15 protein-coding genes and 4 pseudogenes are annotated in these 20,019 nt (G+C 68.2%); 10 read left to right on the forward strand and 9 right to left on the reverse strand.

Annotated elements, in window-relative coordinates:
- Positions 1 to 17 precede the first annotated feature (17 nt).
- Positions 18 to 1,162 (forward strand): annotated as a pseudogene (locus GA0070562_RS20715) (IS3 family transposase).
- 528 nt (positions 1,163 to 1,690) lie between these two features.
- Here GA0070562_RS20715 and GA0070562_RS20720 read toward each other — a convergent pair.
- The 3 genes from GA0070562_RS20720 to GA0070562_RS20725 form a co-directional block, all read right to left on the reverse strand.
- On the reverse strand, positions 1,691 to 3,478 hold the full coding sequence (locus GA0070562_RS20720; protein ID WP_254663839.1) for a hypothetical protein: 1,788 nt from the start codon (positions 3,476 to 3,478) through the stop codon (positions 1,691 to 1,693).
- Between the two features lie 295 nt (positions 3,479 to 3,773).
- A complete protein-coding gene (locus GA0070562_RS31065; RefSeq protein WP_363606759.1) occupies positions 3,774 to 3,899 on the reverse strand; it encodes a hypothetical protein in 126 nt (41 codons plus the stop codon).
- A 328-nt stretch (positions 3,900 to 4,227) separates the two neighbouring features.
- Positions 4,228 to 7,218, reverse strand: coding sequence for an RCC1 domain-containing protein (locus GA0070562_RS20725; protein WP_167435545.1), 2,991 nt, complete (start codon positions 7,216 to 7,218; stop codon positions 4,228 to 4,230).
- Between the two features lie 94 nt (positions 7,219 to 7,312).
- Here GA0070562_RS20725 and GA0070562_RS30025 point away from each other — a divergent pair, with 94 nt between their 5' ends.
- Positions 7,313 to 8,152, forward strand: coding sequence for a DUF4253 domain-containing protein (locus tag GA0070562_RS30025; protein ID WP_175438814.1), 840 nt, complete (start codon positions 7,313 to 7,315; stop codon positions 8,150 to 8,152).
- 185 nt (positions 8,153 to 8,337) lie between these two features.
- On the opposite strand, the pseudogene GA0070562_RS31110 reads toward GA0070562_RS30025, so the two are convergent.
- Both GA0070562_RS31110 and GA0070562_RS31070 read right to left on the reverse strand, forming a co-directional pair.
- Positions 8,338 to 8,382, reverse strand: a pseudogene (locus tag GA0070562_RS31110) (hypothetical protein); the annotation flags it as partial.
- Entirely contained in the window at positions 8,379 to 8,861 is a 483-nt protein-coding gene (locus GA0070562_RS31070) for a DUF4913 domain-containing protein (protein ID WP_420811446.1), read from the reverse strand. The gene GA0070562_RS31070 and the pseudogene GA0070562_RS31110, both read right to left, overlap by 4 nt.
- A 53-nt stretch (positions 8,862 to 8,914) precedes the next feature.
- Between GA0070562_RS31070 and GA0070562_RS30745 the strand changes: the two genes are divergently transcribed.
- From GA0070562_RS30745 to GA0070562_RS30035, 4 genes are all read left to right on the forward strand, one after another.
- Positions 8,915 to 9,169 carry a hypothetical protein gene (locus tag GA0070562_RS30745; RefSeq protein ID WP_244206065.1) on the forward strand — a complete coding sequence of 85 codons (255 nt, stop codon included), beginning with the start codon at positions 8,915 to 8,917 and terminating at the stop codon, positions 9,167 to 9,169.
- A complete protein-coding gene (locus tag GA0070562_RS30750; RefSeq protein ID WP_244206055.1) occupies positions 9,109 to 9,300 on the forward strand; it encodes a DUF4913 domain-containing protein in 192 nt (63 codons plus the stop codon). The genes GA0070562_RS30745 and GA0070562_RS30750 overlap by 61 nt, the downstream gene beginning before the upstream one ends.
- A gap of 411 nt (positions 9,301 to 9,711) precedes the next feature.
- Positions 9,712 to 12,312 (forward strand): tetratricopeptide repeat protein, encoded by a 2,601-nt coding sequence (locus tag GA0070562_RS20745; protein WP_139135480.1) that lies wholly within the window; start codon positions 9,712 to 9,714, stop codon positions 12,310 to 12,312.
- A 304-nt stretch (positions 12,313 to 12,616) separates the two neighbouring features.
- Positions 12,617 to 13,096 (forward strand): hypothetical protein, encoded by a 480-nt coding sequence (locus tag GA0070562_RS30035; protein ID WP_139135481.1) that lies wholly within the window; start codon positions 12,617 to 12,619, stop codon positions 13,094 to 13,096.
- A 15-nt stretch (positions 13,097 to 13,111) separates the two neighbouring features.
- Here GA0070562_RS30035 and GA0070562_RS20755 read toward each other — a convergent pair.
- From GA0070562_RS20755 to GA0070562_RS20760, 3 genes and pseudogenes are all read right to left on the reverse strand, one after another.
- Positions 13,112 to 13,627, reverse strand: a pseudogene (locus GA0070562_RS20755) (IS5 family transposase); the annotation flags it as partial.
- On the reverse strand, positions 13,564 to 13,773 hold the full coding sequence (locus GA0070562_RS31000; RefSeq protein WP_338060919.1) for a hypothetical protein: 210 nt from the start codon (positions 13,771 to 13,773) through the stop codon (positions 13,564 to 13,566). The gene GA0070562_RS31000 and the pseudogene GA0070562_RS20755, both read right to left, overlap by 64 nt.
- 75 nt (positions 13,774 to 13,848) lie before the next feature.
- Positions 13,849 to 14,211: a hypothetical protein gene (locus GA0070562_RS20760; protein WP_139135482.1), complete on the reverse strand. Its 363-nt coding sequence runs from the start codon at positions 14,209 to 14,211 to the stop codon at positions 13,849 to 13,851.
- A gap of 314 nt (positions 14,212 to 14,525) precedes the next feature.
- Between GA0070562_RS20760 and GA0070562_RS20765 the strand changes: the two genes are divergently transcribed.
- The 4 genes from GA0070562_RS20765 (at position 14,526) to GA0070562_RS20780 (ending at position 19,182) form a co-directional block, all read left to right on the forward strand.
- Complete coding sequence (locus GA0070562_RS20765; protein WP_091424876.1) at positions 14,526 to 15,755, forward strand: hypothetical protein; 1,230 nt, start codon at positions 14,526 to 14,528, stop codon at positions 15,753 to 15,755.
- A 165-nt stretch (positions 15,756 to 15,920) separates the two neighbouring features.
- Complete coding sequence (locus tag GA0070562_RS20770) at positions 15,921 to 16,802, forward strand: hypothetical protein (protein ID WP_146074821.1); 882 nt, start codon at positions 15,921 to 15,923, stop codon at positions 16,800 to 16,802.
- 155 nt (positions 16,803 to 16,957) lie between these two features.
- Positions 16,958 to 18,502, forward strand: coding sequence for a HEAT repeat domain-containing protein (locus tag GA0070562_RS20775; protein WP_167435546.1), 1,545 nt, complete (start codon positions 16,958 to 16,960; stop codon positions 18,500 to 18,502).
- A gap of 269 nt (positions 18,503 to 18,771) precedes the next feature.
- Complete coding sequence (locus GA0070562_RS20780) at positions 18,772 to 19,182, forward strand: hypothetical protein (RefSeq protein ID WP_091424883.1); 411 nt, start codon at positions 18,772 to 18,774, stop codon at positions 19,180 to 19,182.
- A gap of 300 nt (positions 19,183 to 19,482) precedes the next feature.
- Here GA0070562_RS20780 and GA0070562_RS30475 read toward each other — a convergent pair.
- Positions 19,483 to 19,629 (reverse strand): annotated as a pseudogene (locus tag GA0070562_RS30475) (site-specific integrase); the annotation flags it as partial.
- Positions 19,630 to 20,019: the final 390 nt, after the last annotated feature.

Raw genomic sequence — 20,019 nt, forward strand, 5'->3', positions numbered from 1 at the left:
CTGGAAGGATGTCTGTCATGCCGAAAGCGTTCCCCCTGGAGTTCCGCCGCGACGTCGTCGCGGTCGCCCGTAAGGGCGAAGCCCCGATCGCCCAGATCGCGAAGGACTTCGGGATCTCCGAGGCTTGTTTGCACCGCTGGCTGAAGCTCGCTGACGTCGAGGACGGCGTCCGCCCTGGAACTACGAGTTCCGAGTCGGCGGAGCTGCGGGAGCTGCGCAGACGCAACAAGATCTTGGAGCAGGAGAACGAGATCCTGCGGCGGGCCGCGGCGTACTTCGCCAAGGAGATCTCCCCAAAATGACGTACCCGCTGGTCGGTGACCTGGCCGCGGACGGGATCCCCGTCGCGGTGACCTGCCGGGTGTTGGGGTTCAGCAAGCAGGCCTACTACGCGTGGAAGAACAACCCGGTCACCCGGCGGGACCTCGACGACGCGTATCTGATCAACGCCGCCCTCGACATCCACCATGATGATCCGGCGTTCGGCTACCGGTTCATCGCCGACGAACTACCCGCCCACGGCATCATCGCCGGCCCGAACCGGGTCGCCCGGTTGTGCTCACAGCAGCGCATCTGGTCGGTGTTCGCCAAACGCAAGGGCCTGACCAGGCGGGCCGGACCCCCGGGTGCACGACGACCTGGTGCAACGCCGCTTCACCGCCGACGCCCCGAACCGGCTATGGCTGACCGACATCACCGAACACCCCACCGCCGAGGGCAAGCTCTACCTGTGCGCGATCAAGGACGTGTACTCCGGTCGGATCGTCGGCTACTCCATCGACACCCGCATGAAAGCCTCCCTGGCCGTCGCGGCGCTGTCGAACGCGGTCCGGCTCCGGCACCCGGCCGACACCGTGGTCCACTCGGACAGGGCAGTCAATTCCGGTCCAGGAAATTCGTGAAAGCGTTGCACCGCAACGGATTGGTCGGCTCGATGGGCCGAGTCGGCGCCTGCGGCGACAACGCCGCGATGGAGTCGTTCTTCGCCATGCTGCAACGCAACGTCCTGGACCGGCAACGCTGGACCACCCGCCACGAGTTGCGCCTGGCGATGGTGACCTGGATCGAGCGGACCTACCACCGCCGGCGACGGCAACAACGCCTCGGACGGCTCACCCCGATCGAGTTTGAGACAATCAACCAGCCCGTACACGCGGCCTGAACCACTCAAACCCGCGAGTCAACCGAACCCGGGGCAGTCCCCTATGTCCGCTGGCATGGTTGAGGCTGGCGTACCCCGCCCTGCCTGCTGGCGCGGCCAGGCAAGATCAGCAACCACAGTCAGTAACAGCAGCAGCCTTTCCTCGTAGAACTCGCACCAGCCGAATTCGCGACCCTGCCAGGTGGCCGTTGATCTCCGCTTGCAGTACGGCGGTGAACACGTCGTTGCCCTGTCCGGGTGAAGATGGCGGCAGGACCGATGTATAGACGGCCAGACGTGGCGGACGTTCAACGTTGGCCCCCCGTTTACCCCCCGAAAACCCAGGCCGAATGTTGACGAAGAGTGACAAGAGCCGGTGAGGCCTTGGCGGCGTACTTGCAGCTCAACGACCATCTCAGGCAAGTAATGACAAGCACACTCCGGCTACTTTCCGTTACAAGGGGTCTTGACAACCAATGACAAGTCCTGAGGGGACTCGACAAGAGGCTGTCGTGGGTTCAAGTCCCCTCGTGTTGGTGGTCTTTGCGGTCAGACGCCGGCGAGGGTGAGTAGTCGCTCCATCTCGGCCACGGGGAGCGTCGCCGCAGCAGCCGCCGCGTGCGCCACCCATTCGCTCGAATCCGCGAGCAAGACGCGACGCACGTGGACCGGTAGGTTCGGGTGGCCGGCGACTTCATGGCGAACCGTGCTGTCCGGGTCGGTGGCCAGACGTCCGGCCAACTCGACGGGCAGATCCGGATCTCGGGGTGCTAGGCATCGCATGCGCGGGTCCGGGTCGGTGGCGAAGCGGCGTAGGGTCTGCGGCGGGAAGGTGAACACGTCGGCCGGACGCCAGCGCGTCTTGTTGTCCGGCCCGAACTCACGGTCGATGCGTTCGGCTGTGGCTGGGTCCACCAGGTGCGGGGCGTGCGTGGCCATGCTGGTGCGTACGCCCCTGTCGTCGTCGTTGAGCAACCGGATCACCGCGTCGGCCGGCAGTGTTCGGCCGCGTGCAGCGGAGCGCCGGAAGCAGATGTATGGCGAGGACAGGTGCGGCAGTGGGTCTGCGGTGACCCAGTCCAGCCGAAGGTGCTGCAGCTCGGCGACGGCCATGTGGTCTTCGACCAGCTGCAACAGCGCAGTGTCGTCGAGTTCGTCGTCGAGCAGGTCGGCCAGCGGGCGGTCGCTCTGCTGGATCTGCGTATAGATCCGGTGGCGTACCGGCTCGGGTGTGTCCCGGCGGCTGAAGACACCCACGCGGACGTTCGCGCTGGGATCCTCGGCGAGCAGGTCCCGTACTCCTGAGGGAAGCTGTGGGTGTTCGGCGACCTGCCGGCGAACATGGTGGTCGGGGTCACCGGCGAGCTTTTTGGCCAGTTCCGGGGTCAGGTCTGCGTGGCGTACGGCTCCGGCGCGGGTGACCGGATCGGCGAGCAGTCCCGCCACGAGGTCGGGCGGCGGTACCGGATGCGGTAGCCGGGCGTAGTAGGTCGAGCAGGCAGCCGCACGAACCTCGTCGACGGAGTCGGTGAGCAGGAGCCGCCGGACCGGTCCGGGGGCCTGCGTCCACCACCGTGCGAGGGTGGCCCGGACCGGCGGGTCAGGGTCCGTGGCGAGCCGGGCGAGCAGATCGGCCGGTACGTCGTCGCGTTCGGCGAGGTGTCCCCGTACCAGCCTGTCCGGATCGTCGATGAGTCGCTCGTACCACTCGCGGGGCGCGCCACGGGCGCCGACAACCAGGGCAGCCCGGACGGCGGGATCGGCGTGGGCAGCCAGCCGCATCCGGACGGCGTTCGGCAACTGGCGGTTGAGCGCGAGCGAGCGCAGCAGCCAGTCATGACCCGAGGCGAGGACCTCCTCGATCATGTCCGGGGTCAGATCGGCGCGCTTGGCCACGTGGCCGAAACCGCGCCGGTAGCGCACCAGCCGGCGGACCAGCCCGGTCGGCAGCGCCGGGTTCTCGGCGAGACCGTCGAGCACCTTCGTCAGGTGGACCGGCGTCGGCTCGTCTTCAGCCATCCGCCGCCCCTTCCAGATCCGTTGCGCCCCGTAACGAGTCTCGCAGGTGCAGTACAGGCGGGACCGCCCCGGGCTCCGTGTCGTTTTCGTTGTCGAACGGTCCGCTGTTCCAGGTCCCCATGAAGCCCCCCAAGATCGGTTGCGCCGTATTTCCGCACCGGCCATCGACAAGACTCCACCGAACACGAAGGCGGCTATGGTGCCCGGATGGCGATCGACAGGTCGGGGCAGCGGCGGCCGGAGACGGCATCGTCCGACCTCGACGCGTACCTGAGTGAGTTCCGGGCGGGCGGCAATTCGATCGCTCGGGTCTTTCATGCCGCGTGTGCGCGGTGCGGTGGGTCGGAGTTCGGCATGAAGTAACCTCTAATGGCCGGACACAGTGTCCGGTCGCAGGTGGTCACTTCAGCCGGTGCGCCGTGGCGGGACGTGCCGTCGTGTTACGGCTCCTGGCAGGTCGTGATCACGTGGGATGTCAGCGTCGACGTGACTGAGGCCAGGCTGCCGGTGGGGCTGAGGCAGTCGCGTCGCTCGAGCTGCTTTCGAGGTAGTTGGGGGGAAGGGCTGGGACGGTCGGGGGTGGACCGCTTGGTTCGGCGCTCCACCCGATCGTTCAGTCAGAAGATGAGATCAAATGCTGACCAGTTGGATCCGATGGTGGTGCAGCTGGTTTGAAGCGTCCGGTGCCGTTGCCATGGGAGAGGTAGAGCTCTTTGGTGGTGCTGTTGCGGGCGGTGATGTCGGCATCTCCGTCACTGTCGAAGTCGCCGGGGAGGAGACGGCATCAAAGGCGGCGATGCTGGTGATGCCGGTTTGGTCACGGGCCGAACGTGTCTCCCTGAGCAAGGGCGTGAGTGAACTGCGGGGCGGAACGACGCTGGCGGCGAACAGTCAGGCCCAGGCGGGTTCTGTGGAATGGGGCCGGCCCTGCTGCTGTTCTTCTATGCGCCTGTGCCTACGGTGAAGCGCGGAGCGACCGGATCGATCGCCCGCGCGGGCATCCGGCGGACGAATAGGGAGGCGCTCGGGTCCGGCGAAATGCCGGACCCGAGCGCGGTGGATCTCTTTCAGCGGTGAACGGCCGTCACCCCGCTGACCGTCGTCGGCGTGGTTGCCCCCTTCCGGGTGCCGTTGCCGAGCTGGCCGAGCAGGTTGCCGCCGTACCCGTGCACATTCCCGTCGGTGTTCACCACGAGACTGTGCAGCAGGCCGCCGGCGATCCAGCCGGCGCCTGTCAGACCGCTCGCCTTCACCGGCGTGGAGCAGTGCAGGCCGCAGTCGCGGTCGTCACCGAGCTGGCCGGAGGCGTTGCTGCCCCAGCCCCACACCGTGCCGTCGCCCTTGACGGCCATCGCGGTGGTGCTGCCCGCGTCGATCGAGACGACACCGCTGATGTTCACCTTGAGGGGCGTCGTCTGGCTGTGCGCTGCGTCGGGGTTGCCGATCTGCCCGTGGTTGCCGTCGCCCCAGGCCCAGACCGTGCCGTCGGACTTCAGCGCGTACGTGTTGTTACCGTCCGCGGCGATCAGCACGACATTGCTCAGGCCCGGCACCTGCGTGGGAGTCGCCGTGGAGCGGTGGTCGCCCAAACCGAGCTGCCCGTCCAGGCCGTGACCCCAGGTCCACACCGTGCCGTCACCCTTGAGCGCGACTGAGTGACCGGCCAGCCCGGGAGTGCCGCCCGCGGCGACCTGCACCACGCCGGTCAGACCCGGTACGGCCGCCGGCTTGGTCGCGGAGAGGACTCCGGTGCGGCCGAGCTGCCCGGCGAGATTCGAGCCCCATGCGGCCACGGTGCCGTCTGACTTGAGGGCGAGCACGTGGTCGTTACCGGCCGCGATCTGCTTGGTCCCGGTCAGGCCGTCGACCTGGACCGGCCGCCGGCTCTGGAGCCGGCTGCCGTTGCCCAGCTGACCGAGCAGGTTCTCACCCCAGGAGTGGACGACTCCGGACCTGGCCAGCGCGTAGGAGGACGCGTCACCGGAGGATACCGCCAAGATCCCGGACAGGCCGGAGACCGGTACGGCCGTGGTCTCGCTGAAGATGCTGCCGTTGCCGAGCTGGCCGAGCAGGTTGTCGCCCCACGCCGACACGGTGTCGTCGTCGTTGACCGCCAGGCTGTGCCCCTTGCCGGCGGCGACCGGCGGCGCGTAGATGATCCGCACCTTCTGGTCACAGGAGGCGGAGTTGCCGGAGTCGTCGGTCGCGGTCCACTTCACCGTGGTCTCGCCCAGGTGGAACAGGGCAGGCTGGTTGCTGTTCACGCTCGGGTTCGGGTCGGCCACGTCCCGCGCGCTCGCCGTCCCGATCGACGGGTTCAGGACGCGGTAGGTGGCGTCGTCCGGGCAGGTGATCGTCGGCGGGGTGGAGTCCCTGACCGTCACCTGCTGCGCGACGGTGGTCCGGTTGCCGGACGGGTCGCGGGCGACCCATGCCACCGTCGTCACGCCCAGCGGCAGCAGTGCCGGAGCGTTGTTGGTCAGCGTGACCGTGTCGCCGTCGGCGTCGGTCGCGGTCACGCCGGGGATCGGGCCGGAGTATCCGCCGGTGGTGTTGGCCTCCAGAGTCACCGGCGCCGCGCTGATCGTCGGGATGGTGTTGCCACCGCCGGTCTCGCCACCGCCTTGCCCGCCGGTGCCGCCGCCGAATCCGCCACCCGGCAGCGGCAGCGGGATCTGCAGGCCCTCGCAGTACCCGCGGTCGACGATCGCGACGTAGAACGGGTCACCGTCGAGGAGCCGGTCGCCGGCGTAGTAGAGGTTCAGCCGGTTTCCGGCCTCCTGGTTGTGGCTGCTCAGCACCGGTCGCACCGCGACGGCGCGGGCCGGGCCGGGGAAGAGGGAGGCCTCGTTCTCGTACGTCTTGAGGAACGGGAACTCGTCACAGTCGTTGGTCAGGCCGTCGGTCCGCAGCGAGGTGTAGTTCGCGCCGTACCCCTGCCGGCACATCGTCCGGACCCGATCCCGGGCCGTGTTGTTCACCTCGCCGTGACCCCAGTAGTCCCGCTGGTGGTAGTTGCGGTGCAGCGGTCCGTTCGAGCCGAATTCGTCGCCGGGGACGTACGTACCGACGGCTCCGGGGTAGGTCCTGGTGATGTCCTCGAAGGCGTCCTTAATGAAGCAGGTCGACTCGGTCATGCCCTGCGACGGGCTGCAGCTGAGGGTGATGTGCGACCGGGTCTGGGTGAACAGGCAGCCACCCGAGCCGAGGCTGTTGCCGTAGGACGCGCTGTCACACCGCATGTCGTCCTTGGGCAGCGGGTTGTGCGAGTCGGAGACCATCCCGCTGAGGTGCGTGCCGAGCAGATCCGGGGCGAATGCGTAGTAGCCCTTCTTGTCCTGCGGATTCGTGTCGCCGGACCACGGGGTGGTGGTGGTCGGTATGTAGAACAGCGACTCGGCGACGCTCTGCCCGTAGAGAACCTGGATGTACGGCGGGCTCGGCTCGCCACACGAGGAGCCGGAGTCCAGCGACACGCAGTTCGGCGACAACCGATAGGCCAGCCCGGGCGCGATCGTGGCCCAGCGGGCGGCGTTCTTGACGTCGACGTCCCAGTCGGTCAGCTGCACCTGGACGTCGGCGTACCGCTGGCCGTTGTAGCCGCGGATGACGTACGTCAGCAGGAACTGCACGTCGGCGATCGGCGCGCCGGTACCCCGCTCGAGGATCGGGAACGTCCAGTCGTCGGAGTAGCACGACGAGAACTTGTTCTTGTGGAAGTACTTGTTGTCGAAGTCGTCGTCGTGCACGGCCCGGCACTCGTCCAGCGTGGCCCAGTCCTCGTTGCCGAGCGGCGCGACCGCCGGCAGCAGCGACGATCCCTCGACGCTGTAGTCGTCAGTCGCCTCCTTGGCGCGCTGGATCGCGTCTTCCGGCGTGTCGATCTGCTGCTCGGCCTGCTGTCGAGGCTTGTCGGCGTTCTCGGCCACCCGACGCCGGAGCTCGGGTAGGTGTTTGCGCGCTTCTTCGCGGCTGCTGAACGAGAAGCCCTGGGTGATGTAGTCGGAGTCGGACGGGGCAGCGGCCGCCGGAGAGCCGACAGTCGCGAGTGCGGTCACCGCCAAAACAAAAGCGGATAGATAAGGTCCGATTCTCATGCGGCGGAGTTTAGGCATCAGCATTCTTCGGTGTCTGTCCGCTACAGTTTCGTCCATGACCGAGGTGCTGGAGGACCCCGAGGAAGTCGCCGATGTGCTACACGGGACCGAATTGGAAGGCCTCCCGGTCGAGGAGGGCCTCGGCGATACGCTGGTGATCACGGGTCTCGACTCGGGCCGGCTGCTCCCTGCCTGGCAAATCGCCCGGGCCGCGCTAGGCCGCACCGGCCGGTGGCCCGTTCTCACCCGGATCGACGAGCAGTGGCAGGACGTCGATGCGGAACAGGCTTCATCTGATATGGATGGCGTCGATCCATGGATGATCTATCGCTGGGCAGGGTTTAATTCGCGAATCCCGCCCGAAGAGGCGCATCTGTGGCTGCCCGACTTTCTCGATTTTCCCGACCCGTCTTTGGAACGTTCCCTGGCCGCTGTGGAGCGCTCGACGTGGGAGCGGTTGCTGGCCGACCCGGTCGCCCTCGATCAGGCGCAGCGCCGGGCGGATCACCTCGTCGGGACCGGTCGATGGTTCACTCCGCCCGGCGGCGCCCAGCTGGTGCTGCTGCCGACCCCGGTCCAGTGGCTGGCGCCGGCGTGGCTCGACTACCACGGTGCGACGGCGAAGGCGGCCCTCCCCGACCTGGGCGATGACCCGGGCCGCCGGGCTCTGGCGGCGGCGATCCGTGAGTGGGAACGCGAGTGGGGTGCCGAGCTGGTGGCCTCCTGGGGCACCATGTTGCAGTTCGTCACCACCCGTCGGCCGGCGTTGGGTGAACCGGCGTGGCAGCTGGCTCTGCAGCACCTGGCGGTCGGCGGCAGCCTGGAGTCCCCGCCCTGGGAACTGGCCCTGGCCCTTACCCGATCGGACGCCTGGTTCCTGCACGACCGACCCTGAAGCGCTGCGCCTGCTCGCTCGCCGCCGGTGGCCGAGGCGGCTCGGCACGCGCGGTGATGCCGCGCAATCAGCCGCAGCTGGCGCTGCCAAGCTGAGCGAGTACCTCCGGCGGAGCCACCCCGACCGGAAGCGGCCGACGTTCGGTGTGCTTGGCACCGGCTGGACGGGCCGTACTCGGCGGTCAGCGCGGCGAGGTGTGGGTCGAGGTGGTCGCGCCACCAGATGCTCATGCCGGTTTGGGGGTCGTGACCCGCAGTGTCTCCCAGGCCCGCCAGAGCGCGTACAGGCGGGAGATCGCCTCGGGGTGCGCCGCCCACGCATCGCGGGCACCAGTTGATCCCGCTGGTCGGCCTGGAGGCGAGGCGCCGCTCGACGACGTGGGCGAGGTAGCCGCCGACCGAAGGCCTCGACGTTGCGGTAGACCGGCTCCGGGCCGACCGGCTCCGTCGCCACCGTCTCGACGGCTGGCCGGGTCGTCGGCGAGCTGGCCGAGCAGCGCGTTGAGGTCGGCGACGGCGTCGGCGGCTGGCCCGGCGTTGGGGGTGGTCATGAGGCTGGCCCCGGTGGGACGTCGGGGGAGAGGGCCAGTCGGTGCGACCGGTGGGGTCCCAGTGAGCGATCGACGCGCGGATCGCCGCCGCGTAGGCCCGTCCTGCCAGGGAGCGGTGCGGGCGAGCGCGGGCGGGGCGCCGGAGGCGTACACGACCATCCGGCCGCGGGGCAGGGCGTGCAGGTCGGAGACGTCGAGGATGCGCTGGCGCCGTGCAACCCGACTCGATGCAGCTTGCCGCTGAGGTGGAGAGACCGACGAACCAAGTGGCCGACCTTCAGCAGACCCATGCCGAGCGCGGCCACGCTGATGACGGGGGCGATCGGCCACCGTTGTACTCCACGGTCGAGGAGCGGATGTTCACGTACCTGTTGCCGACTTTCCCGCGCCTGGCAGGCGGGTCGGCATGTCTCGATGGCATTGGTGCGAGCAATGGCGGCGCGACGACGAAGCAGCTACCCGCCTGACCACCCTCTGGTATGGCTGGGAACAGGCCCGACTGCAGGTGAACGGCATGCTTCCCCGCGGCTCAGAGAACTTGACTACCCGTCCTCTACGGCGACGACGGGCTGTTCCGCATCTGCTCTGCAAGCGATGATCTTGTTTTGGCGCGACACCACCCATCGTCGGAGGTGCCGGCCGTGCCCGCGCCCGAGAACTGGTGGAGTTGGTGGGACTGAAATCGCGTCGATCGGCCAGGCAGGATCGGGTGTGCGGCGACCGACGCGCAAGCTGGGCCCTCCTGCAGCTAACCTCACTGGTTGAGCAGCCACCCGACGAAGGCGCGGGTGGCGCCTGCGACTGCGCTGCCGATCGCAGTGAGCATGAGACGAACCCGCAGGGTCTTCAGCCGGCGGTCGGTGTTGTCTCGCATGGTTTCCTCCTGGTCCTTGCGTCGGTGCTTGGCTTATCCTTGACAGCGGCTTTTCGCCGCCGAACCAGTTGCGATGAGTGCGGTCGGGGTGGAGGGGTGTAGATGCGCGCGGACGATCGGTGACGATGGGCCGCGATGGATAGCGACGGCCGCAGTTCGGCACGACGCCGGGCACGCGGTATTAGTCGGGCACCGCTGGAGCCAGGGGCGCTCAAAGACCTCAAAGATGCGATCTACCGTCTGTACGTGGATGCTGGTCGGCCCACCCTTGACCTGATCGCCGCTGACGTCACCGGTCTGGCCGACGAACTCGACCTCCCGGGCACCCCCGGCCGTGACACCATCAACCGGATCATCGGAGATGCGCGTCTTCCGCCGGTACGTGAGGACACGGTCGCGACCGCAGTGGTCCTCGCCCAGGCGGCTGGTCGACGGGACACGGCAGCAATTGCCGCAGACATCAGCAAACTCTGGACGCGGGCGGCCGGGACGCCTGTGGACAGCAGGTTCGGGCAGCCGGTCCGGCAATGTGACCCGCTGGCGCTCGAGGTGCACCCCGCGATTCAGATAGGTCGTTCGCTACCGCCGTTGCCCCCGTACGTCGAGCGCAGACACGACCACGAGTTGGCAAAGGTCGTTAACGAAGCCTCCTCGGGCAGGAGCCGCATCGCGATGCTCGTGGGAGCGTCCTCTACGGGAAAGACACGCGCCTGCTGGGAAGCGATCCAGCGTCTGCCCGCGCAGTGGCGCGTATGGCACCCGTTCGACCCAACCCGGCCCGACGCCGCCGACCAGCATCTCGCGCAGGTCGCCGGGCATACCGTGGTCTGGTTCAACGAGGCGCAGCACTACCTGCTCACGCCCGATCCGAGGCTAGGGGAGCGCGTAGCAGCCCGATTGCGGACCCTACTGCGTGATCCAGCGCGTGGACCTGTACTGATATTGGGAACAATCTGGCCGTACTACTGGGATGCGTTGACAGGTCCGCCGCCTGCGAATGATCTTGATCTACACGCGCAGGCCCGAGAGCTGCTGATCGGCGCCGACATCACTGTGCCGGATGTTTGGGCACCAGACGAGGTGCGGCAGCTTGCGGCGGCGTCCGACGAGCGTCTGCGGGATGCCGTCGAGAACGCCGAGGCCGGGCGCATCACGCAGTACCTAGCCGGCGTGCCCGAACTGATGCAGCGATACCGCAATGCACCACCATCGGTCCGAGCTGTCCTCACCGCCGCTATCGACGCGCGCCGCCTCGGGCATCCGCTAGCCCTGCCGCACGAGTTGCTCGCGAGAGCAGCGCCCAGCTACCTGGCTGATGTCGAGTGGAACCAACTGGCCGACGACTGGTGGCAAGAGGCTCTCGCGTATACCGCTAAACCGTGTCACGGCATCGCGGGGCCGCTGATCCGGATCCGTCCTCGCCCCACTGAACGTAGCGCCACGTCTCTTACTTGTTATCGACTTGCCGACTACCTTCAGCAGCGCGGCGCAGCGGAGCGCGCGTCTATCTTCCCGCCAGCCGGGTTCTGGGACGCCGTGGCAATCTCCGTCAGCGACCCGGTTACTCTACGCAGCTTCGGTGACCACGCGGAGCGCCGCGGGCGGTACCGGCGTGCCGCTGCGCTCTACCAGCTCGCGGTCCAAGGTGGAGATAACGAGGCTCGCTGGACCTTGGCCGCATTGCGAGAACGCGCCGGAGATCAAGCCGGCGCCGCCGCGTTGCGGCAAGGCGGCACTACAACAGCTGCCGACGAGGCCGGTGAGCTATCTGCGAGCGCGGAACTGCGTGAACGGGCAGGGGACCTGCCTGGCGCAATCGTTCTGTACCGGCAGGCAGCCGATCGCGGGGATGCACAGTCCTGGGACAAGCTGGTGTCGCTGCTAGAGCAGACTTCGGACGCGAACGGCGCGCTGGCCGCGGCATTGCGGGCCGCGGACCAGGGCCAAACATCCGCGCTCAAGGTACTCGCGATCACTCGCGACCGGCTGGGGGACTTGGCCGGTTCAGAACAGGTTGCACGCCTCGCAGCCGATCGGGGCGACGCGACGATATTCACCACGCTCGGTGCGATCCGTGAACGTCTCGGCGACATGAGCAGCGCCAGAGACCTGTACCAGCGAGGTGCTGACCATGGCGATGCGTACGCACTCTGGTGTCTGTCCGAGCTTCTTCGGCGGACTGGCCTCAGGGACGAGGCGGAGAGACTCCAGCAGGCTATTGACAGCGGAACGCCGTCCGCGCTGATGACCCTTGCCGCCCTACGCGAACAGATGGGTGACTGGTCGGCCGCTCGTCAGCTGTACCAGCGGGCATCCGACCGAGGCAGTGTCGCAGCGTTGCTCTCGCTGGCCGCCCTCCACGAGCGCGACGGCGACCTCGACGCCGCAGAGAAGCGATACCAGCAAGCCATCGAGCAGGGCGACGTGACCGGCTTGTGGTCGCTGGCCGGCCTGCGCCACCAATCCGGCAACCTCGTCGGTGCCATCGATATGTATCGCAGAGCCGCCGATCACGGAATCACCGCAGCCTTGATCTCGCTGGCCGAACTAGCTGAAGAACAGGGTGATCGGGTCCAGGCGACGAACTGGGCGCAACTGGCCACTGACCAGGGCGACAGTGATGGCCTCGCCATGCTGATCCGGCTGCGCCACCGAGCGGGAGACCACGCCGGCGCGGCCCGCATGGAACGCTTCGGATTGGAGGACGATGGCAGCCCCGCCGCTCACCTCGAATGAGGGACATCAATCCTCCTTAAACCTGGCCGCTCAGCGCCCGCAGGGCATCCCTGGAATCTCGGCTTCGGCCCACGCGTCTCTCCACGGCCGCGGCGAGCGTGGGCGAAGGTGCGGACGCGGACACGCGGCAGCGGACGCTACGCGGCAGATGAGGGCGGTGCCCGGGGCGGCCTTCCCGGTGAAAAATTCCCGTTGCGGAACTTAACCGCGCACGCGAAGCGCGCCGGGTTTGAGTGCTCATGACAAACCTTGCACGGTGGCTCAGTGTCGCCAGGATTTCAGGAACGACTAAGCGGAGACACCGATGAATAGCGAGGTTGCGGCCGTCGTCGTCGCTGTCGCAGGCGTTGCGGGAACACTCGCTTCAGCTGTGATCACACAGGTCCTGGTGATGCGTGCACGATCACGCGAGGTTGAGGTTCAGAACAACCACCGGCGAGAAGATCATGAGCAAGCGCTGCAGAATGCACAGCGCGCCGAGGTCAAGACCGCCATCGCCAGCTACATTGAAGCTGCCCAGCACTTGCAGACCCAGCTCTACGCGCGCGAGCACGGCCGGGACTTCGAGGATGTAGCGCTGCTCGTCGAACAGATCTGGCTTGCCCATGCGCGAGTCGACATCCTCTGCTCTGACCGACTACGCCTGCCGCTCGTACAGCATGCGCAGGCCCTCAACGAGGTGGCCCGCCACGAAGAACGCCATGAGGACTGGTGGAACTACGTCCTTCCGTATAAGCGAGCTTTAATGGACTCAATTCGTGATGAGCTGAGACGGTCGGATTAGGGCGTGTCCTGTCGATCATGGGAGCCAGATGACGGCAGCGATCAGGACGAGGCCGGCTCGGTAGAGGGATGCGCGTTTGGCGTATCGCGTTGCCAGGTCACGCCACTGCTTGAGCCGGTTGAAGCAGCGTTCCACGACGTTGCGCTTCTTGTAGATCACCTTGTCGAAGGCCGGTGGTCGCCCGCCGTGGCTGCCCTTGGCGGCCCGGCGAGCGACCTGGTCGCTGCGTTCCGGGATGACGTGCCGGATCCCGCGCGATCGCAGGGCTCGCCGGGTCGAGTCATGTGCATAGCCCTTGTCCGCGATCAGCACCTCCGGTCGCTTGCGGGGCCGACCCGGCCCGGGCTCGTTGACGCGGATCGCGTCCAGCAGCGCCAACAGCTGCGGGTTGTCGCCGGCTTGGCCGGGGGTGAGCAGGATCGACAGCGGCCGTCCGCGTCCGTCGACCGCGAGGTGAATCTTCGTGCTCAACCCGCCGCGGGACCGGCCGATGGCCTCGCCATCTTGCGCACCAGGTTGCCGGGGAGCCCCCCTTTTTTGCGGGCGCCAGCGGCATGCTGGTGCGCCCGCACGATCGACGAGTCGATGCTGATCGTCCACTGCACCGGCGTGCCGTCGTCATGCACCTGCGCCGCCGCGAGGATCCGATCCCATGTCCCGTCAGCGGTCCAGCGCACCCGCGGCCAACCAGCACGCCGGCAAGCCCGCCGGACCTTCACCTGGACCTAATCAACCCCATCTCAAACACGCACTTAGTGGAATTCGTTGCGTTGGTGAGTCCGGTCACCGATCTGCTGGCCGTAGATATTGCCGGCCACATGCACGGTGGTCCCAGCGGGAGCCTCGCGGAGCAGATCGCGCGCCGCCGCAAGAACCGCCGGATCGCTGGCGGCCTCGGAGGCGACCAGATCCGCGCCGAGCAGTTCCTGCCACTGGCCCGGCAGGGTCTTGTCGGCGTACAGCTTCCCCTGGGCCTCGGGCCGGTCCGCGAAGAGCTCACGAAGCCGGTCCTTGAGCGCGGCATAGGCGTCCTGCACCGCGCTGCTCGCGGTCGCGCTCACACCGGCCGACGCGCCCGCCGCCAACGCCGTGACAATCAAATCCACCTCGGACAATGTCACCACCTCCTGACCACCAGTCAACCTCGGCCTTGCCACCCTTGACCAGCCGCCGATACGGTGAGCTCCGACGAGGCCGCTCGGGCGCGTCCCCCTACCGCCCAACGGTCCGACGAGGGCGACTGCATCGACGAGGGAATTGTCCCGGCCGGCAGGCTGCGGCCAGGAACTGCCTCGGTGGTGCCACCCCGACGCTGTCAATGTCCACGATGGCGGTGGCGGGCCCGCCCCGAAGGGGCGCCCGTCGGGTCGCCTTCGCCGTCGCCTCTGAATCCCGCTTCAGACAGGGGTACGTGCCGACAGGAGGAGTAATGGACGGCCACATCTTGATCCGCCTGTACTGGATCCCGCACGACGGCACCGGCCGCCTCCTGGTGCACCGGCACATGCCCGGCCGCCAAGAGTTCTGGGAATCGAGTCGAATCAGCGAGTCCACGGTGGCAAAGATCGACGCCGGCGCGCAGGACACCACCGAATGGCGGCGCCTGCTGTGCGGCATGCCGCTGGGGACGCTCACCGTCACTACCGCTGCGGGGCCCGTCGCGCTGTATCTACTGGGCCAAGAGGGCATGCGGGCCAGCCAGGCGCGGTTGGGTTTGGCACGGACGATCGCTGACGTGTCCATCCGGTCCTCGGAGGTGGCCGGCACCGTCGCGCTCGGCGACGGTCTGCTCAGCATCCCCCGGAGGGAGCGGCTGGCGGTGGGCATCCTGCCCGTCTTGCGCCGGACGCTCGCCGATCTAGCGCCGACCCCCCGTCTGACCAGCCCGGCACTGAAACTTGCCGAACCCGGCGAAATCGTGCCAGCGCACGAACTTCGGTTGCGCCTTGCGCAGGTGATCCGATTGTACGACGTCCGAGGTGGACAGATCGGGAACCACAACCTCCAGGTCAACCGCTTCGTGCTGCGTGGACCGAAGCAGAGACTGGACTTCGCGCCGGTGTTGCGGAACGCGCCGGTCAAGGCCGCGATGCACACGCTGCTGGCCGACCAGACCAACGCCCACCTTCGCCACGAGTTGGCCGACGCGCTCCGCCACGGCGCGACCGGATGGACCGTCAGCGCACAGCCACTCCTGCTGTCCGCGCGGAGCACACAGCCCGGTTTCTTCGAGCAACTGCTGGCCTTCGACGTGCACGGCCTGCAGGTCGGAAACCAAGGCACCCAGCACAACACGTTCGTCTACACGGTCGTCGCCGTCCCGACGGCCGCCGCCTTGCTCCGGGCCCACCCCGAGCTCGCCGTGGACCTGGCCGACTACCTCTGTCCACCTGTAGGCGGCGATGGCGACCGAGGCGCGCTGCGTTCCCGGATCGACCACACGCTGGCAAACCTGAACGTCGACTGGGACCGCAACCGCAACTGTAACTACGACAGCCCTCGTCCCGGCGCTGAGCTGCACGTGTTCCGCACGGACGGTATGACGGTCGGCCACCACAACCGGATCCGCACCGTCAAGGAGATCGCCATACACGCTGAACCTCAAGGGCTGCCACCGCACCGACCACCCGAGAGACGACACGGCATCGCCGGCCCCTGACCGGCATCGCCCCGCTGGCAGCTCGGGCGGCCACCCGCGGCGGGCCGGCGGGACGCTCCTATGGGGACAGGCGGTCTGCGTGCCCGTCGTGAGGATCTGGTGCGGGGCGACCGCTGGCAGGGCCTGCTCCTCGACGTCACCGCCGCGCCCCGGTGTCCCGGGATCGTGGTGGAGGTGACCGGGGGTGGGCGTCTGCAGATCCGGCAGGGGCCGACGGTGGTGTTCCTCGCTCGGCTCGACGCGGGCCACTACCACGTCGACTACCGGCGGCTGCCGGGCTACGACCCGATCTTGCCGCCAGTGCGGTCGGCGGATGCGCGGCGCATCGGCGGGGGCCCGGCAGAGGATCGTGGTTTGCGGTGGGTGTACCGGTTCGCGGATCTGCTCACCGCCAGCGGGGTGGGGCCGCTGTATCCGGGCCGGTGGTTGTTGCAGCCCAGCGCACCGAACCTGCGGTACGTGGAGGCAGCCGCGTCGGTCCGGAAATCTGCCGGGACCGCCGAGCGGTGGTCCGAGCTGCTGGTTGACGACGATGCGGGGCAGCTCGACTGGTACGTTCACGGCGGCAGCGGTCTCGTCCTGGCCATGCGTCCGATGTCCCGGGCCGACGACGCGCGGGTGAAGAGCTACCGCAAGCAGGTCCGCAGCGGCACGCTGCCGCCGATCCTGTTGTGGTGGGTGAGCGTCCTCGACTCGTACCTTCTTCTCGACGGGCACGATCGGCTGGCCGCCTGCCTGGCCGAGGTGGTCGAGCCACCCCTGATGACCCTGACGGCGGTTGTCGACGCCGACGAGGTGCAACGGTGCCACGCCTGGTCGGTTCGCCGTCACGCCGAGACCAGCGCGCACATCGAGCGTGAGATCTCCAAGGGCACGCCAGGGGCCGCCGACGCGCTGGTGGCTGAGCGAGGGCGGTTCGCCGACGAACTCGTGGCACCGCAGCTTCGGGCGAAAACCAGCAGGGCCTGGATGCTCCCCGGCGGAGTGGCGCAGTGGGAGCATGTGGCAGCCGTGACCGATCTCGCCCGGGTAGAGAACCATCGTTGAGATCGGCGGTTCACGAGACGGGCGGTTCAGGGGTGGCCGGGCCTGGTCAGCCTCGACGTCGGCCCGGAAAACCGGGTTCATCGCCATGAGTGGCGGGGCAGGATGTCGGGGTGATCTGGGGAAGACGTGACGGCCGGGCCCTCTCAGCTTTGCCGGTGGAGGAGGACGGGCTGCTTCCGGTGGTGCGAGTTGTGGTCGAGCACGGCGGGGCCGGTGGATGGGAGGCGTTGGACCGGTTGGTCGACGTGCTGCTTGAGGTCGATGCTCATGGCGATGAGGTGGCGGCGCGATCGGCGTTGGCGCTGGTGACCGCTGCGCCCGGGCTGGTGGTTCGGCTCGACGAGCACGCGCGCTCGGCCCCGTGGTACGGCCGGCACCGACAACCCTCGTGGCGGCGGATCGCGGAACGGGCTTCTGCGCCGCCGTCGGGGCCGGTGACGACGGCGATGGCGAGCATGCATGGCGATGGGCGAGTCCGGGAGCGGGCGGTCGCGGCGATGATCGCCCGCCCATACACGGAGGCGATGCCGTTTCTGGTGGTGCGTACCGCCGACTGGGTGGCCCCGGTGCGGGATCGGGCACGGGCCGGAATCGCGCTGCTGCTCGCCGACGACGCTGATGTCTACCTGCCTGCAATCTTGCCGACGGCGCTGCGCATCGAGGCCCGCGCTCGCGCCGGCTTCGCGGTCGCCCAGGCGCGGGTGGCGGTGCTAGCGGCGACGGAGCAGTCGTGGCGCGGCCTGCTCGCCTCGGCTGGTCGCCGGGAGCGGCGCTTCGTCTTCGACACCGTGCTGGCGCGCGGTGGGCTGCGTATGCCGGAGCTGGTGACCTTGGCGGAGTCGGATCCGGACGTGTGGGTGCGAGCGCGGGCGGCGGAGGCGGCGTGCCGCGACGCGGTCTGGACCCGCCGGCATGATCTCCTGCGTCGGCTGGCTCGCTCGGCTCGGGCGGAGGTGCGGGTGGTGGCGTTGACCGGGCTGGCTCGGGCCGGTCAGGACGCCGACGTCGCCGGACACCTGGACGACGAGGCGCCGTTGGTGCGGGCCGTGGCCCGCGACGCGGCCCGCCGACTCGGTAGCGATGCGCGGGAGCACTACCGCGCGGGCGTTGACGCCGACGAGCCGGTCGTGGGGGCGATCGCCGGATTGGCCGAGACCGGCTCGGTGGCGGACGCCCCGCTGTTGCTTCGACTGCTCGGCCACGAGAAGCCGGAGGTCCGGGCTCAGGCGGTACGAGGTCTGCGGCTGCTGGACGCGGTCGTGGTGGGGGAGTTGGTGGCGTTGGTGCGGGATCCGTCGCCGGCGGTGGTGCGGGAGGTGACGCTGGCGCTGCGCCCGGTTGCCGGCGCGTTGCCGCCGGCCCTGCTGTGGGAGCTGCTCCGGGACGGCCGGGTGGAACTGCGGCGCGCCGGCTACAAACTCCTGCGCGGTCGTGGCGCCGGCGTGGAGCTGCAGGCGGCGTTGATCCTGGTCGCTGACATGGATAAGCGCCTGGCCGAGCGGGGCAAGGCCGATGCGACCCGCCTCGCCCGGGACGCAGCGGGCACGACTTGGCGCCGGGCCCTCCGACCGGAGTTACGGGTCACCGAGGCAGAGCGCGTTGAACTGCTCGCATTGGCGGCCCGAGCGGCGGCGATGCTCGGGGACGAGACCAGCCGGCAAATCGCCCGGTGGATCGCGGACAGCGACCCCGTCGACTGACGAAGGCCAGATACTGGAAGGCCTCATCAACCCCGACGCTGGCAGGGCGACACCCTGGCCGTCGATCCGTGAAACGGCTACCGGCCTGAATGAGCACGATGACCGCGACAAGCGCGCGGCTTCGTCTGGCGAAGAGACGCGCCGCACCTGACACACGTGACAGCGCACTCGTCTATCGCCCCACCATCGAGGGATCGGCGGGCACGTCACGTGGATTGTCGTCGATTTCTACAGTGTGGTTGCGGGCGTACGGCAGGGAAGGGGCATCCATGGGCATCTGCGTCGTGTGCCGGGCGGATCAGCGCACGATTGTGCTCATCAGCCGCTGGGGAGTCCCGCACGGTACCTCGGGGCACCAGGTCAACTTCCGCTGGAGCAGCGTGGTGGCCTGCCCGGAGTGTGGGGCTGGCCTTCTGGTGCGCTTCGATCACGATTGCTTCCACCCGCCGTGGGAGGAGCCGTGGGACATGGACTGGTCGTGGCCGGTCGACGCCGACGGGGTCCAGCGGCTGACGTCTGCCCTCGTCGGGTGCCCGGACCCGCTGCAGCCATCCTGCGAATGCCCCGCGCACCGCAGCTTGCGCGACACCACCGAGAGACCGCCACCGCGTGACGTCCCGGTGACGATCGTGCTGACCGAGGACGGGCTGCCGCACGTCCGGTCGGTAAACGATCTATAAGGCTGGCACGACCGGTGGATAGACGGTCAGACGTGGCGGACGTTGAACCTGGCCCCCCGTTTACCCCCCGAAAACCCAGGCCAATTGTTGGCGAAGAGTGACAAGAGCCGGTGACGTATTAGTGACGTCCTTGCAGCTCAACGACCATCTCAGGCAAGTAATGACAAGCCCGCTTCGGCTACTTTCCGTTACAAGGGGTCGTCGGTTCGAATCCGGCCGTCCCGACGCAGGTCAGAGGCCATTCGGGATCTTCCGGGTGGCCTTTTCTGATCTTGTACAGCAGCGAAGTACAGCAACGGCTCATTGATCGAGGCTCTGACCGAGCTTTCGCAGGGCCTCCCGGGTCGCCTTCGATGAGACCTGGCTGTAGATCTCCATCGTGATCGAGAAGTCGGCGTGTCGCAGGATCGCCATGGCAACCCGGGGATGCACGTCCAAGTCGACGAGCGGTATCAGCTGTATTCGCGCTTGAAGGTCGGGCCGGGGCGGACGAGCGGTTACCGGATGTCCGACGAGTCAGGCCTTGAAGGGCTGCGGCGAAGTGGCGATGTCGTGTGGGAGAACCAGCGGTACGGCGCGCGGTACGTTGTCGACCGCCCATCGCTGGTGACAAGTCTGTCGGCGGGTGTGCCTGTCGTGCACCTGGGGCAGCGGCAGGCCGTCGCTGCTGTTACCGCGGCTGTCGCTGGTGCTTGCTGGTATGTGGTCTACCTCTGGTGTGCGCGAGAGCTCGCGGAGCAGCGGGTCGTCGCCCGACGGACCGGAGACACCGATGCGCGCCTCCGGGCGTGGGACGCCACCGAGCCGCTATCCGTGGCCGACTTGACCATCAACACC

This window comes from Micromonospora tulbaghiae (genome assembly GCF_900091605.1).
GTDB lineage: Bacteria > Actinomycetota > Actinomycetes > Mycobacteriales > Micromonosporaceae > Micromonospora > Micromonospora tulbaghiae.